General features: G+C 52.4%; 14 protein-coding genes and 1 pseudogene. 7 read left to right on the top strand and 8 right to left on the bottom strand.

All coding sequences use genetic code 11. The features are described 5' to 3' along the window. Positions 1–9: 9 nt before the first annotated feature. Positions 10–763: pseudogene (locus AC0VXT_RS07120) on the top strand (D-alanyl-D-alanine carboxypeptidase family protein); the annotation flags it as partial. An 84-nt stretch (positions 764–847) separates the two neighbouring features. Continuing rightward, positions 848–1,315, top strand: coding sequence for an SPOR domain-containing protein (locus AC0VXT_RS07115; protein WP_475548569.1), 468 nt, complete (start codon positions 848–850; stop codon positions 1,313–1,315). 111 nt (positions 1,316–1,426) lie between these two features. Here AC0VXT_RS07115 and pgmG read toward each other — a convergent pair whose 3' ends face one another. From pgmG to AC0VXT_RS07085, 6 genes are all read right to left on the bottom strand, one after another. Beyond that, a complete protein-coding gene (pgmG, locus tag AC0VXT_RS07110) occupies positions 1,427–2,842 on the bottom strand; it encodes a phosphoglucomutase/phosphomannomutase PgmG (protein WP_475548080.1) in 1,416 nt (471 codons plus the stop codon). A 7-nt stretch (positions 2,843–2,849) separates the two neighbouring features. Then, positions 2,850–4,166: a UDP-glucose dehydrogenase family protein gene (locus AC0VXT_RS07105; protein WP_475548079.1), complete on the bottom strand. Its 1,317-nt coding sequence runs from the start codon at positions 4,164–4,166 to the stop codon at positions 2,850–2,852. An 82-nt stretch (positions 4,167–4,248) separates the two neighbouring features. After that, positions 4,249–5,136 carry a UTP--glucose-1-phosphate uridylyltransferase GalU gene (gene galU / locus AC0VXT_RS07100; RefSeq protein ID WP_022730311.1) on the bottom strand — a complete coding sequence of 296 codons (888 nt, stop codon included), beginning with the start codon at positions 5,134–5,136 and terminating at the stop codon, positions 4,249–4,251. A 113-nt stretch (positions 5,137–5,249) separates the two neighbouring features. Further along, positions 5,250–6,077 (bottom strand): DnaJ domain-containing protein, encoded by an 828-nt coding sequence (locus tag AC0VXT_RS07095; RefSeq protein ID WP_475548078.1) that lies wholly within the window; start codon positions 6,075–6,077, stop codon positions 5,250–5,252. After that, complete coding sequence (locus AC0VXT_RS07090; RefSeq protein ID WP_475548077.1) at positions 6,077–6,799, bottom strand: VWA domain-containing protein; 723 nt, start codon at positions 6,797–6,799, stop codon at positions 6,077–6,079. The genes AC0VXT_RS07095 and AC0VXT_RS07090 overlap by 1 nt, the downstream gene beginning before the upstream one ends. A 70-nt stretch (positions 6,800–6,869) precedes the next feature. Beyond that, positions 6,870–7,769, bottom strand: coding sequence for a division plane positioning ATPase MipZ (locus tag AC0VXT_RS07085; protein ID WP_475548076.1), 900 nt, complete (start codon positions 7,767–7,769; stop codon positions 6,870–6,872). Between the two features lie 360 nt (positions 7,770–8,129). Between AC0VXT_RS07085 and AC0VXT_RS07080 the strand changes: the two genes are divergently transcribed. The 4 genes from AC0VXT_RS07080 (at position 8,130) to AC0VXT_RS07065 (ending at position 12,323) form a co-directional block, all read left to right on the top strand. Then, the gene (locus tag AC0VXT_RS07080) at positions 8,130–9,158 is read left to right on the top strand and encodes a hypothetical protein (RefSeq protein ID WP_475548075.1); all 1,029 of its coding nucleotides are present in this window, start codon (positions 8,130–8,132) and stop codon (positions 9,156–9,158) included. Positions 9,159–9,214: 56 nt separating this feature from the next. Further along, the gene (locus tag AC0VXT_RS07075; protein WP_475548074.1) at positions 9,215–10,351 is read left to right on the top strand and encodes an NAD(P)/FAD-dependent oxidoreductase; all 1,137 of its coding nucleotides are present in this window, start codon (positions 9,215–9,217) and stop codon (positions 10,349–10,351) included. A 102-nt stretch (positions 10,352–10,453) separates the two neighbouring features. Then, on the top strand, positions 10,454–11,614 hold the full coding sequence (locus AC0VXT_RS07070) for a hypothetical protein (protein WP_475548073.1): 1,161 nt from the start codon (positions 10,454–10,456) through the stop codon (positions 11,612–11,614). Between the two features lie 118 nt (positions 11,615–11,732). After that, positions 11,733–12,323, top strand: a complete 591-nt coding sequence (locus AC0VXT_RS07065; RefSeq protein WP_475548072.1) for a DsbA family protein — start codon at positions 11,733–11,735, stop codon at positions 12,321–12,323. Between the two features lie 104 nt (positions 12,324–12,427). Here the strand turns inward: AC0VXT_RS07065 and AC0VXT_RS07060 are convergent, their stop codons facing one another. After that, the gene (locus AC0VXT_RS07060) at positions 12,428–12,661 is read right to left on the bottom strand and encodes a hypothetical protein (protein ID WP_022730303.1); all 234 of its coding nucleotides are present in this window, start codon (positions 12,659–12,661) and stop codon (positions 12,428–12,430) included. Positions 12,662–13,245: 584 nt separating this feature from the next. On the opposite strand from AC0VXT_RS07060, the gene AC0VXT_RS07055 reads away from it, so the two are divergent. Then, a complete protein-coding gene (locus tag AC0VXT_RS07055) occupies positions 13,246–14,304 on the top strand; it encodes a Glu/Leu/Phe/Val dehydrogenase dimerization domain-containing protein (protein WP_475548071.1) in 1,059 nt (352 codons plus the stop codon). A 108-nt stretch (positions 14,305–14,412) separates the two neighbouring features. Here the strand turns inward: AC0VXT_RS07055 and AC0VXT_RS07050 are convergent, their stop codons facing one another. Then, positions 14,413–14,646 (bottom strand): (2Fe-2S)-binding protein, encoded by a 234-nt coding sequence (locus AC0VXT_RS07050; RefSeq protein WP_102785386.1) that lies wholly within the window; start codon positions 14,644–14,646, stop codon positions 14,413–14,415. Positions 14,647–14,771 lie beyond the last annotated feature (125 nt).

The raw sequence follows: 14,771 nt of genomic DNA, 5'->3' as shown, positions 1-14,771 counted from the left end.
CCCGATACAATGCGTTTTATGACCCTGTCAGGGCCAACAACAATGGCCAAATCAACTCCGTTGCGCAGCAGTGACCGCATGCGTAGCTTTGCCGTCGCACTTATGTGCCTGACGGTGCTTTTGTGTGCGACTGTTCTTGCGCCTGCAAGTGCCGTTGCCCGAACGTATACGGCAATGGTCATTGATGGTGACACTGGCGAAGTTCTTCATGAATACCGCGCCGATCACAAAGTCTATCCAGCGTCGCTGACCAAGATCATGACGCTTTATATGCTGTTTGATGCACTCGATCACGGCAAGGTATCGCTTTCGACACCGATGAAAGTGTCCAAGCGTGCATGGGGACAGGCGCCGTCCAAACTTGGCCTTAAGCCGGGTGAAAGCATTTCGGTCAAAGACGCGATTCTGGCCCTTGTGACCAAATCGGCAAATGACATTGCCGTGGTTGTCGCCGAACACCTTGGTGGTACGGAGATCAAATTTGCGCAGATGATGACGTCGGAAGCGCGTCGCATTGGCATGACGCGTACGACGTTTCGCAATGCGTCCGGCCTCCCCAACCGCGGCCAGATGACCACAGCACGCGATATGATCAAGATGGCCGTCGCCCTTCGCAAAAATTACGGTGATTACTATCACTATTTCTCGAACTCAGAAATTCCGCTTTGGCAATCGCACTTATGGTAACCACAACAATCTTCTGGCGTCATATTATGGCACCGACGGGATCAAGACCGGCTATATCAATGCGTCGGGCTTTAACCTGGTTGCCTCGGTCAACCGCAACGGAAAACGTCTGATTGCGGCTGTCTTTGGCGGGCGCACTGCACGTACCCGTGACGATCAGATGAAAAAGCTTCTGGACCGGGCGTACCTGAAATTGAAAGAAGACGGCGAAATCATGCCGCCGCGCCCACGTTTTAGCCCGGATGAGAAAATCCTGCCTGCGGATGCGCAACTTCTGATCGCCAAACTTGAATCGCAACGTGAAGCAGAACAGCCCGGTCGCGTTGACACCCAAACCGTTGTCAGCCGTATTAAGCCCGAAACAGCCACAGATGGCTGGGCCATTCAAGTTGGCGCCTTCAGCGACCAGCGGCGTGCGCAGGAAGCGGTGCTTGCAGCGGCACGCACTGCACCGGATGTTCTGCGCCTGACCCGTGCAGCCGTTGAACAACAGACCAGCGGAACTGGCGTAGTCTATCGTGCCCGCCTGCTTGGCTTTGAAGGTGAAACAGCGGCGCGTGCCGCCTGTGCGGCACTTCGCCGTGAAAAGGTTGCATGTATCCCGGTAAATGCCGGTAGTGCGGGCTGAAGTTAGTTCAGACCAGCTCGCGTCCCAACCCCAAACACCAAAAAGGCCGTCAGAACATTCTGACGGCCTTTTTAAATAGGGCACACTTAGCGCGTATCAGAAGCGATACGATTAGTGACCGCCGCCAAGTGCAAAGAAATCATCTGACGACAATCCGCTTTTCACCAGTTGATCGGTGACTTGCGCCTTCAAACGCACAAGTCCGGCATCATCAGCAGCTTCGCAGCGTGCGACAATGGCGGGCTGCGTGTTGGATGCACGCAGCAACCACCAGCCATCATCGGTACTGACACGCACACCATCAATGCCACTAACTTCGGCACCCGCCTCGGCCAGACGCCCGCGAACTTCTTCGATCAGGTCAAACTTGCGATCATCCGGGCAATCAATCCGCGTTTCCGGTGTGTTGACGGCAACCGGCATCGCAGCCCGCCATACGGCAAGGCTTTTGCCACTTTGCACCAGAATGCGGTACAGGCGCACAGCCGCGTATGTCGCATCGTCATAACCGTAATACCGTTCGGCAAAGAAGATATGGCCACTCATTTCACCGGCAATCGGTGCTTTTTCCTCGATCATTTTGGTTTTGATAAGGGAATGACCGGTTTTCCACATGATTGCCTTGCCACCAAGCCGATTGACCTCATCAAACAATGTCTGGCTGGCTTTGACATCGGCGATGATCGCGGCACCGGGTTGGCGTGCTAAGACGTCTGCAGCATAGATCTGCAACAGCTGATCGCCCCAAAGCACATTGCCCTTGCCATCAATCACGCCAATACGGTCACCATCGCCATCAAATGCAACACCCCAGTCGGCATTGTGTTTGGCAACGGCGGCCTTAAGGTCCACCAGATTAGCCTCAACCGTCGGATCCGGATGATGGTTGGGGAACGTGCCGTCAACTTCATCAAATAGGAGATGATGCGTGCCGGGCAATTGGGCGGTTAACTTACGAACAACGTCGCCAGACGCACCATTCCCGCAATCCCAGACAATGGTCATTGGCTTTGCGACGTCGCAATCAAGCTCGGCAACAAGACGTGTTACATACCGGTCTTCGATATCAATGTCGGTAACCGACCCGGCCCCGACTTCAAAATCACCGTTTGCGGCAATCTGTCCAAGTTCCTGAATGGCTTCGCCAAACACCGATTTGCCGGCATTGAGCATTTTGAATCCGTTATAGTTTGACGGATTGTGGGATCCGGTCACCATGATGCCAGCATCGGTTTTTTCGTCATATACCGTAAAATACAGCATTGGCGTTGGCCCACGGGCGATCCGTACAACGTCACACCCGGTCGAAAGGATCCCTTCGATCAGGGCTACTGCCATTTCGGGCGAACTGATCCGACCGTCGCGTCCGACAGCAACTTTCTTGCCGCCTGACCGACGTACTTTTGTCCCAAAGGCCTTGCCAAGCGCGTTAGCGTCCGCTGCATGCAGGGTTTCCCCGACAATGCCACGCACGTCATATTCGCGGAGTACCGAACTGTCAAACGTGTATCCAGCAGATAAAGTCATATTGGTATTAGCCTCCAATTGATGCGCGCCCGACACAGGAATAGCTAAAGCCGTTTTCGGCCATTTCAGCCGGATCATAAACGTTTCGCAAATCCACAACGGTCGGATGTTTCAGCACGTCTTTGACACGGTCAAGGTCCATGCCACGGAACTCGTTCCATTCGGTCAGAACAACCATCGCATCAGCGCCATCGATGGTTTCATAAGCATTTTCGCAATAGTTTACGCCTTCCAGAAGCTTCTTGGCTTCTTCCATTGCCTCTGGATCATAGGCTTTGACCGTCGCCCCCGCCGCAATGAGGGCCGGTACGATGTCAAGACTAGGCGCGTCACGCATGTCATCGGTGTTTGGTTTAAATGCCAGCCCCAGAATGCCGATGGTTTTGCCTGCAACCGAACCACCGCACGCAGAAACAATGCGATTCGCCATCGCCTTTTTACGCGCCGCATTCACATTGACCACCGTTTCGATGATCCGAAGCGGGCTATCATATTCCTGAGCAGTCCTTACAAGGGCCAGCGTATCCTTGGGGAAACAGGACCCACCATAGCCCGGCCCCGGATGCAGGAACTTTTTGCCAATCCGGCCATCCAGGCCGATACCGCGCGCAACGTCATGAACGTCCGCGCCAACCTTTTCACAAAGATCGGCAATTTCGTTGATGAACGTGATCTTTGCAGCCAAAAACGTATTGGCGGCATATTTGATCATTTCCGATGTTTCGCGTGACGTAAACACAATCGGTGTTTCGATCAGATACAGCGGACGATACAAGTCCGACATGACTTCGCGGGCCCGTTCATCACTGGTACCGATCACGACACGATCCGGGCGCATAAAGTCGCCAATCGCCGAACCTTCACGCAGGAATTCGGGGTTTGACACCACCGCAAATTCCGCATCCGGGCGTTTTTCACGGATGATCCGTTCAACTTCACGGCCCGTTCCGACCGGAACTGTTGATTTGGTAACGATGACCGTAAATCCGTCCATCGCCTCGGCGATTTCTTCGGCTGCGGCATAAACATAGCTGAGATCAGCATGACCATCACCACGACGGGTCGGCGTGCCAACAGCAATAAACACTGCATCGGCATCTTTTACGCCAACCTTAAGGTCCGTGGTAAATGTCAGACGCCCTGCTTTGACGTTGTTTTCAACCAAAACATCCAGACCAGGTTCGTAGATCGGCATGATGCCATCTTCAAGACGGGCGATTTTTTCCACATCTTTGTCGACACAGATGACGTCAGTACCGAATTCGGAGAAACAGGCACCGGACACAAGTCCAACATATCCGGTCCCGATCATTGCTACGCGCATGGATGTTTTACCCTCGTAAAGTTATTGCCGGCCGGAACAATTCAACAGACGATCCCGGCCGGTTATAATTGAAATGAAATGATTATTCGGCTGCTTCGCCTGAAGCAAAATCATGAATAAGCTGACGAACGTCATCGCGCATGTCTTCACGCGCCAAGGCAAATGACATTGTAGCCTTCAGGAAGCCAATCTTGTTCCCGCAATCAAAGCGCTGACCTTCGAAGCGATATCCATAAAAAGGTACTTTTCCGATCATTGCCGCCAATGCGTCGGTAAGCTGGATTTCGTTACCAGCCCCGCGCGGAATGTTTTCAAGGACTTCGAAAATACCCGGATCAAGGATGTAACGACCAATTGCCGACAGTGTTGACGGGGCTTCTTCGGGCTTTGGTTTTTCAACCATGCCACATGCACTGACCAGACGGCCATTCGTACCTTCGACTTCCAACACACCATACCGCGCGGTTTCTTCGCGCGGCACATCCATGACGGCAACCATATTGCCGCCCGTGCGGCCATAACTTTCGACCATTTGCTTCATGCACGGCGTTTTCGACTGGATAAGGTCATCTGCCAGCAGAACAACAAATGGCTCATCACCCACCAACGATTTTGCACACAATACAGCGTGCCCAAGGCCCAAAGGATTGCCCTGACGGGTATAGGTGACGCGACCATTATCCGGGATCATCTCAAGTGCCTTGGCCAGCGCGTCTTCTTTCCCGCGCTCTTTGAGGATGGCTTCAAGTTCGGCAGATCGGTCAAAGTGATCTTCGATCGCACTTTTGCCACGTCCTGTCACAAAGATGAATTCTTCGATACCCGCTGCGATTGCCTCTTCGACGGCGTATTGAATCAGCGGCTTGTCAACGACTGGCAACATTTCTTTGGGCATTGCCTTGGTTGCAGGCAAAAACCGGGTGCCCATGCCTGCGACCGGGAAAACAGCCTTTTTGATTCGTTTCGACATTCAAAAATTTCCTTTTTCAACCGCTGCAGGCCAGCCCTATCAAGAACTGTCTGCATGTATGCTTTTGCCACAATTCCGGAACGGGGATCAAGCAAGCGTAAGCATAATTGACGCTAATCTTTACATAGCCGTAACAAAAGGCTTCGTGCCGCATTGAGCTGCGATGCCAGATAATCTGACCCACCATGATCGGGATGGACCGTCTTGATCTGTTTTTTATAAGCCCGATTGATCTCCTCGCGGGTTGCGTCTTTGGCAACATCAAGGATTTTACAGGCCTCATCAGCAGTCATATCACTGGTACTAGAACGCCTGTTGTCATATTGGCCACTCTCGTTTTCGTAGTGGCCGCTTCCCCCAGTATATGTGCCATTGTTACCATTGTCTGTTTTGGACCAACCTTGCCACCCCGAGCAATCGGGACGACGTTCAAAATAGGCTTCCAAAACAGCTTGGCTTTGATCAGTTGCACCGCAACATTGAACATAAAGCAACTGCAGGTCGTCAAGCTCCAAGCTGTCAAGATCTGCTCCGGCGTAGGTCCCGTTATGCACGGAGCCTTGCATTTGGCCGGTTTCGAGATCAAGCAGCATATAAAGATAATCCGTTCTGATTTCTGACGTTCTGCCGGCACCACGCCCCTGCTGGCCAAAGCCACCAGGACGGGCAGTCCGACGCGACGACGCAAATATCTTGCGTAAAAGTGGCAATAAAAAGCCTAGTTTCATCACCCTAATCAGGAACGGAACGGCGGCGGCCAAAGCCGCGACCATCGCAGCCAGCTTGCCTGTCAGCAGCATCCAGCCCGCCAGAACCACCAGCAAAGTGATGGTCACAATCATGCCAATTTTGCGAATTTCTTTTGGTTCCGCCTCGGTCATCCAGCGAATGAAGAACCCAACACCGACAAACAGCGCAATACCAACCAACAACCATTGCATTATGGTTTTTTCCGCAATTGATTGCCTAGCAACAACACGTCATTTGATCTGGTTTTTTTCTGATAAACAGCAAGTCCGTCTTGCCCGCCAACGGCATAACTTGCCACCGCACCAAGTAAATCACGCAGTTTTTGGACGGCACTGGCATCAAACTGCATAAAAGCCCCATCGGTAATCCGCGCAATTTCCCCAAACGCAAATTGCGCCTTACGATCAAAGCCTTCCTGAAACATGAATGCCTTTACCCCCTTAAGCGCCAGTTTACCGGCAATTGGAGCCAGATCATCGGGGTTTTCTTCGATACAGTCGCCGACATATATCAAGGCATCGATCTTCTTATTTTCGGCTTCACGTTCAACATGGGCCAATACACGCTCGATCTGGGTATGCCCGGCGCGACAACTTACTTTGGTCATGTAAGTGCCAAATGCTGCCGCGTCGCGGCACCAGCCACTTGCCTTACATTCAGAAATTCCGCGAAAGAAAACAAGTTGGATATCAAGTGCACCAAGCCCCGATACGGCGTCAAACATTTCTGCCTGCAGCATCGTGGCACTGTCCCAGCTTGGCTGGCGGCTGGCGGTTGCATCCATGGCAAAGATCAGCCGCCCCTGTGCCGGGCCTGCTGCAGGCGCCCGCACAGAAAGATCACGCGCCTTACTCAGAAAGTCCGCGACGTCTTGCTTATTGGATGTTTCCGCGACGATGTTTTTGCGTACCAAGTAAAATCTACCAGTTCAGCTTGTCGATCAGACACCATGATGTGCCCCTAAAGATATAGGTTGCAACCGATCAGATCGGCAACTCTTCACCATCGGACGGTTTGAATCCGATCACTTCAAGCAAGGAACGGACTTCCTGACGGGCTGCCATATGCGACATGCTCATCGGGATACCCACACCCTTTTCGCGCAGATCCAAAAGGGTCAGCCCTTTGAGGAACAATTCACGATAAATCACACGTTCGCCAAAGCCCGGTGCCGGACGGAACCGAATGCGCCCTGCGAGCTTTTCAACAATTTCCGCGATATCGCGTTTGTTGCGCGCATCAAGATGTGAAAGACGGTTGCGCATAACAATCCAGTCAATGGTCCCACCGTCAATACCAGCACGACGTTTACGGGCATCCCAGACCATTTCGGCATAGATGCTTGGCCCTTTGATATCCAATGTATCCGGATCAATCCGTGCGAGCATATCAAGGTCGATAAAACTGTCGTTGATAGGTGTAATCAACGTATCGGCACAGGCATGCGCCAGACGTGACAGGTAATTGTCACTGCCCGGGCAATCCATAACGACAAAGTTGCATCCGACGACCATTTCGCCCAAGGCATTCGTAAACCGGTCACGCTCATCAAGTTTGGCCTCGTTGCCATCGGAAACTTCGCTGCGATAAATCGGGCGATGTTCGGGCGTGGGCAATTTCAAACCTTTTTTGGCGTTGAACGCTGTGCGGTTCTCGATATAGCGGGTCAGTGTTCCCTGACGCGCATCGATATCAAGTGATCCGACCGTAAAGCCCATTTTCATCAGGGAAACGATCAGATGCATCGCCGTTGTCGATTTGCCCGATCCCCCTTTTTCATTGCCGATAACAATTACATGGGCGCGGTTGGACTGCGGTTGTTTATCTGTCGCAGTCTGCTGGCCTGCGCTGTCCCCGCCTGCGCTGGTCTCTTGCACCGTCATGGCTGTTTGCTCCGTTATTCAGGCATCTTGATATTGTCCCCAAGTCCAATCTTCCCAAAGAGCCACTTTGTCCCCAAAAATCAAGGATAAAAGAAACCTGTCAGCATGACATCCTTGGACTGACCGTCAGCACAAAACTCATTCACATCATCGCGCGCATCGTCTGGATATCTTGAGGAAGCGCTTCGCATCCCCAATCTTAACCGGTGAAACACTCTGCTGTTAGTGCTTTTGCTTGTATTTCACGGTCATACCGGCTGTCGATGCAATCACATCAATGAGTCTCTGACCCTAGCCAACTTAACAACACAAAGGTAAAGATAAGGGTAGCGCAAAATATAGATGCGCCTGAAAAACATATTGAAAGGACGCAAAGTGCAGTATCGGGGGGCTTTGATTGGTGGCGTTTTGGGTAGCCTTCTGATCGCAACCATGCAATGTGCATCCGCGCAGCAAGTTGGCGGTTTTGAACAGGTCCCCGAAGACCAGATCCCGATGGAATTTGCGTCAAAAGCGGACGGCAAAAACGTCTTCCTGCGCCAGTACCGAGACAACAGCACCGTCTTCGTCGGTCGCTGGTTTGCTCCGCGTACGGCAAAAGAACAACCGCAATCGGCAAGTGATCTGTATCTGGAAACCGTCTTTACGACATCTTCTGCCGGTTTCACGTTCAGTACGGCAATGGCCCCGAACCAGCTTTTAGACATGTTTGATTCACTCAAATCCGGAAGCAAGGTTAATGGAGCCAGTTTCACGCAGGAAACCCGGATTGGTCCGATTTCGATGGTGCCGTTTGCGCGCAATCAATCACAGTGCATTTCCTTTGTTGGTCAGTGGGACCCGCAAACCCAAAGCCAGCGCGGAAGCCGTCTTCTTGGCTTTTACTGTACGCCAGTAATGCAGCAGGCTGTGGCAGGCTCGGTCACCGTATCCACGCCAATAAGCATGATTGATGCTCAGGAATTCGCTGCGGGCTTTATGAACCGGTTCACAGTGCAAATCCCCGACAATGTCGCCAAGCCTGTGGCTGCGGCAACGCCCCCTGCACCGCAACCCGAAGGGTCGGTCACCACCCCGCCGGAAGATGGCATTCCAATCACCACCAATTGGCAAGGTGCACGGGGTGTTGGGACCTTGAAGTTTGATCAGCCATCGGGCGAAGGTACGATGATTGTTGATGACGACCAGCGTCATTGCGAGGGCATCTGGCGCCATGAAGGCGGCGCGTATCAAACCGGCACCCTGCCATTTGGCAGCTGGTATGTTTATTGTAATGACGGCAGCTTCGCGCGCGGAAATTACACCAGCGAGGGTCCGGCATCGGTCACCGGTGACGGTCAAGACAACAATGGACAGGCGGTTTATTTCCGCCAGCAAAACCAGGGTTAACTTAGGCTACGACCGCCCCACCCATATCGTATCGTCCCAAAGAAGAATTACCCAATATGACCACAGATATTCAAACCATTGTCATTGGCGCCGGTGTTGTTGGGCTGGCCTGTGCCCGCTCTCTCGCCCGTGCAGGCCGTGAAGTCCTGATCATTGAACGTCATGACGCCATCGGCACAGAAACCAGCGCACGCAACAGCGAAGTCATTCACGCCGGGATCTATTATCCGAAAGACAGCCTTAAGGCGCAGCTGTGCGTCGAAGGACGCGACCTTCTATATCGCTATTGCGCCGAAAACGGCATCGACCACAAACGCACAGGAAAACTGATCGCCGCCACGAAAGATGATCAGATTGATGCCCTGCGCAGCATTGAAAAGAAGGCGCAAGAAAACGGGGTTAATGACCTTGTCTGGCTTAGCAAAGCCGAAACCCTTAAGCGTGAACCGGCCCTGAAATGCGTTGGCGCACTGCACAGCCCATCGACCGGCATTGTTGATTCCCATCAGTTGATGGTGACCCTTTTGGGGGATGCGGAAAATCACGGCGCCACACTGGCATTAAATACGGATGTGATTTCGGTCAACCACGACAAGGATGTCTACACGGTCAATACCCGTGATGCTGATGGCGAAGAAATGAGTCTGACCTGCGCCGAACTGATTGTTGCAGGCGGACTGCACAGCCAGACGCTGGGGCGTAATTTTACCGGCATGAACAAAAACACCGTTCCCGCACAGCATTACGCGCGCGGCTGTTATTTTACTCTGTCGGGCAAGGCGCCATTTTCAACATTGATCTACCCTGCCCCGGAACAAGCCGGGCTTGGCATTCATCTTACCCTTGATATGGGAGGACAGGCGCGCTTTGGTCCAGACGTCACGTGGGTTGATGCGCCGAACTACGACGTACCGGAAGAACGGCGCCACGATTTTGCCGAGGCCATACGCAAATATTATCCTGATCTTGATGAAAACGCCCTTCAGGCAGGTTACGCAGGCGTGCGGCCGAAAATTCAGTCGCCGGATGAAGCAGCCCATGACTTCATGATTGCCGATGTAAAATCGCATGGCCTTAATGGTCTTGTAATGCTCTATGGTATTGAATCGCCGGGATTGACAGCATCACTTGCAATTGGCGCATTGGTCTGTGACCGCATAACGCGCCAGAGCGACATGCGCGCCGCGTCCTGATGTGGCTCTACGGCGGCAGAGCATACAAAACCATGACGCGTCAGACGTGCTAAATATCTGATAGCAGATACACGAGAAGCAAAAATGGGCAAGGAACGCCAGATGACGGGAAAAAACAGCAAGAAGGATGTCCAAAGCAGATCAGCAATGCATCCTGCTGGCAAAGAACTGTCCCGACGTCGTTTCATTGAAGGCAGCATAGCCGGGTTGGGCGCAGCACTGGTCTCAAACACCCCGTTACTGGCTCAGGCACAGCAGCTCGAACCCTTTACGCCCGTCCCCAACAGCTTAAGCGCGCCAAATACCCAAGGCGCGCAGAACAACAAGCCGAAAATTGATTTCACCGAAAGCATGCGCGATTACGTGGTCGATATCAGTCGCTGGGCCAAGGGATATCGCAGTGACTTTTCGATCATCGCGATGAACGCACTTGAACTGACCGAGTTTCTTGAAACAACGCTATTTGCCACGCGCGGCACCGCTGAACCCGCAAGAGATTATCTGCGCGCACTTGATGGCATCCTTATCGAAGCCCCGTTTTACGGCTATGACAAATATGGCGAGCCTACCAATACCGAGGAAACCAAATATATTCTTGGTTATCTCGAACGCTTGAAACTTGAAGGCCTGCAATACCTGTTGGTTGATTACACCAATAAGGTCGATGACATGCAAAAGGCACGTCAACAAGTAAGCGGCCTTGATGCCCTGTATTACGCGGCTCCACCGCCGGGCATGCAACTGTCATCGCTGGCATCGGTACCGCGCACGCCAATCGGGTCCAATCCACACATTATCGACAACATCAGGTCGGCTAAAAATTTTGCCATGGTGCTCGACAGTTCACCTTATGGCACCAAGACGGCCTATCTTGATGCCTTGATCGCAACCAATTACGACACGTTGATCATTGATCCGTTCCACCGCGGCACCATCCCGCTTACCTATGAAGACATGAAACGTCTGCGGTATAAAAGAGTTGGAACACCGCGCACCATCATGGCCTATATCAATGTCGCGACAGCCAAGACATATCGTTATTACTGGCAAAGCAACTGGCGCGCCGGATCGCCTGATTTCATCAGCGAAGGCAACATGATGGCCCGCTGGGGACAGGAACATCACGTTCATTACTGGACACCTGAATGGCAACGCCTGATTTTTGGGACCGAAGGCAGCTATCTTGGCGGAATCATGAAACTTGGCTTTGATGGTGTGGTGCTTGGTGGGCTTGGTGAATATGCCTGGTGGCAGGATTACTGATCACAATCACCTGAACTGTCCTTGAAAAGCGCGACGGCATTTGACGCGCCCGGTTGCGTTGGGCACTGTTGCATACAGTTAAGAACACATGCTGCAAGCACAGCAAAAGGAGGCCAATTTGTCCAACCCAATCATTCATTATTTCTTTGTTCAGTCCCCTTGGTCGTTTTTCGGGTTCCGCCGGGCAGTTGAAATTGCCCAGAAACACGGCGTAGAAATCATTCATAGGCCATGCCGGGCCGCAGATGTCTGGGAACATGGCGGAGGCGTGCCATTGGCAAAGCGCCCCAAAGCCCGGCAGGAATACCGCATGGCAGAACTTAAACGCTGGTCCACACATCTGGGCATTCCAATTAACCTGCAACCGAAATTCTTTCCCGTTGATGAGACACTGGCCGCACGGACCATCATTGCCGTGCAGGATGACGGTAAAGATGCGTCCGCATTGATTGAGACGTTGATGGGAGATGTCTGGCTGCACGAACGCGATATCGCAGAACCGCAAACCGTGCGCGACGCCCTGATCAAATGTGATCTATCGGCCGAGTATCTGGAAAATGCCGATTTGCCCGCCATTGCCGGAATTTATGACGCCAACTGTCAAGCCGCCCGAGATCACAATATATTTGGTGTCCCAAGCTATGTGGTTGGCTCCGAGCTGTTTTGGGGCCAGGACCGGCTTGACTTTGTGGACCGCGCCCTATCTTAGCCTGGCATCCGCCTGCTCGACCACTCCTTAAAAAAACAAACCGGGCGGGAAAACATCCCGCCCGGTTTGTATATGGCCTTTACCGGCCAGAATTCATCTTCCCCTCAGGCAAGGCGTTTGACGTGATCGACAACAAACCCATCTGATGAAGGATAGGTGTTTTCGATCATGGCAAGAGCCTTACCCTCGTTGCTTGCGGCAACTTCGTGGATTTGCACGTCGGCCCAGCGATCATCAAAGATTTCGTGGGAACGGTTCTCTTTGACGCATTCGCGAACGGCCTGATTGTGCAGTTCAACCTCGAATACGGTCTGGCGATGGTCTGTGAACGCAGACATTTCCGCCGATCTCCTTACTTTTTGTCCGGCGGCGCCGCCCAGACGCCGTCGTGTCCTGAACTGGGAATCTCAACCACAAGATACCCAACCATCACTCTACGTTTCGCACCTTAACGAGCCGTAAATTATCCGGTTGTTTTGTATTTCAACACAAATCGCTCCGGTTTCAAGCCCCAATTTGTCATAGCCCTATCACCTCAAACGCCGACAACTGCGGGTTTTAGAACTTATCCTGCCAAATGCGCCATTTTGGAAAATAAATCGCTGAAATATGGGACTGATACCCGCTGAGGTGCCGTTCCCGCCAGATGAAAAATCGATAAAAAAGAATCATTTTATCGAGGGCTTTTACATAAAACATCCTTTGCCTGCGATTGTGCAGCGCACACGTCGCGCAACAATATTTCAAAAGCAATCTGCAGGGATCATAAAGTTCCGTCCTCGATCCCCCTACCCAACCGAAACGATCTTTTTTCAATCTTGCCTGAATTTAAAATTGATCAAATGGCCAATGCATCAAACATACAAGGATAAGCAAGCCCGTCTTGCACCAGAACAAACATGCTGCCAGGAGGCTGCCGAGGATGAACGTTTTTTCCGATACCGCATTTGACGGCCACGAACAGGTTGTTTTTGCCAGTGACACCGCCAGCGGATTGAAAACCATCATCGCCGTTCACAATACCAATCTTGGGCCATCGCTTGGTGGATGCCGAATGTGGCCCTATGCCAGTGAACAGGAAGCCATCCACGATGCGCTGCGCCTGTCGCGCGGTATGACGTATAAGTCCGCCCTTGCAAACTTGCCCCTTGGTGGTGGCAAGTCCGTCATCATCGGTGATCCACGCAGCCAGAAAACACCTGAACTGTTCCGTGCCATGGGCCGTGCCGTCGAACAGGTCGGTGGCCGTTATATTGTTGCCGAAGATGTCGGCACCAGCCCGGCAGATATGGAACAGATTGCCAGTCAGACAAAACATGTCGGCGGGATCAGTGATGGCAAGGACCCGGCACGTACCGGAGACCCGTCACCCTTTACCGCCTATGGTGTATTCATCGGACTGAAAGAAGCCGCGCGGTTTAAAAACGGGCACGATGACCTGACCGGCATGCGCGTTGCTGTTCAGGGGCTTGGCCATGTCGGCTATCATTTGAGTCAGATGATTTATGACGCCGGTGCAAAACTTGTGGTCGCAGATCTTAATCAGGCCAGTGTGACCAAGGCGGTAGATGCATTTGGTGCCACCGCGGTTTCAGTTGAGGACATCCTGTATGTCGATGCCGATATCCTTGCTCCTTGTGCATTGGGGGGCGTGATCAATGATCGAACCCTTGAAAAACTTCGCGTCGGAATCATTGCCGGAGCCGCCAACAACCAGCTTGAACACGCACGTCATGGTGACATGCTGCGCGAAGCAGGCATTTTGTATGCCCCTGATTACGTCATTAATGCCGGCGGTGTTGTTGAGGTCCATTACTGCCGCGAAGGCAAACCGGTCAGTGAAACCAACAAACACATCGAAGGAATCGGCGCGACCGTGCGTGAAATCTTTGATCGCGCCAAACAACAAAACCAATCGACCAGCTTCGTTGCCGACCGGTTGGCCGAAGAACGGTTTGGTTTGCGCCAACACGCAGCATGATCGCCTCTATCATGCAGACATGAACCCAAAACGACAAAAGGCGAGGCCCATAACGGCTTCGCCTTTTTTTGCATTCAGATGCAGATTTGGAAAACGCCCTTTGTAGCGTTATTCCGCGGCTATCGGCTCGTAGTTTGCTGTAACCGCGGCAGCATCATCGCAATCGCAATTGCCACAGGTGTTTGAATTAATCAGTTCTGCCCGCATATGGCACGCGCATTTACCACATTGTGGCGCACAGCCATGAAAACGGAACACCTCAGCCGGACGCGTCGCACCACCTTCTTCGGCAGCCCGTCTAACGTCTTTTTCTCTAAGCGCATTACAAACGCAAACATACATGGTGCAAATGCAATCAGTTATTAGTTACAGAGCCAAAGCTGTACGGTAAATGCGAATAGTTTTCAAACACTTTTAATACTCCTCGGACAAAAAAATTCCCCGCAAACCGCCAGATTTGCAGGGAA

It is taken from the genome of Thalassospira sp. Z349TD_5, from assembly GCF_056173045.1.
Note: the sequence above shows the minus strand (reverse complement) of the source record. Positions and strands in the feature narration are given on the sequence as shown.

Excerpts from the sequence above, each read along its gene's own strand:
- pgmG (WP_475548080.1), bottom strand. The coding sequence starts at position 2,842 with ATGACTTTATCTGCTGGATACACGTTTGACAGTTCGGTACTCCGCGAA.
- AC0VXT_RS07115 (WP_475548569.1), top strand. The coding sequence starts at position 848 with ATGAAAAAGCTTCTGGACCGGGCGTACCTGAAATTGAAAGAAGACGGC.
- AC0VXT_RS07095 (WP_475548078.1), bottom strand. The coding sequence starts at position 6,077 with ATGCAATGGTTGTTGGTTGGTATTGCGCTGTTTGTCGGTGTTGGGTTC.
- AC0VXT_RS07105 (WP_475548079.1), bottom strand. The coding sequence starts at position 4,166 with ATGCGCGTAGCAATGATCGGGACCGGATATGTTGGACTTGTGTCCGGT.
- AC0VXT_RS07075 (WP_475548074.1), top strand. The coding sequence starts at position 9,215 with ATGACCACAGATATTCAAACCATTGTCATTGGCGCCGGTGTTGTTGGG.
- AC0VXT_RS07085 (WP_475548076.1), bottom strand. The coding sequence starts at position 7,769 with ATGACGGTGCAAGAGACCAGCGCAGGCGGGGACAGCGCAGGCCAGCAG.
- galU (WP_022730311.1), bottom strand. The coding sequence starts at position 5,136 with ATGTCGAAACGAATCAAAAAGGCTGTTTTCCCGGTCGCAGGCATGGGC.
- AC0VXT_RS07055 (WP_475548071.1), top strand. The coding sequence starts at position 13,246 with ATGAACGTTTTTTCCGATACCGCATTTGACGGCCACGAACAGGTTGTT.
- AC0VXT_RS07060 (WP_022730303.1), bottom strand. The coding sequence starts at position 12,661 with ATGTCTGCGTTCACAGACCATCGCCAGACCGTATTCGAGGTTGAACTG.
- AC0VXT_RS07050 (WP_102785386.1), bottom strand. The coding sequence starts at position 14,646 with ATGTATGTTTGCGTTTGTAATGCGCTTAGAGAAAAAGACGTTAGACGG.
- AC0VXT_RS07070 (WP_475548073.1), top strand. The coding sequence starts at position 10,454 with ATGACGGGAAAAAACAGCAAGAAGGATGTCCAAAGCAGATCAGCAATG.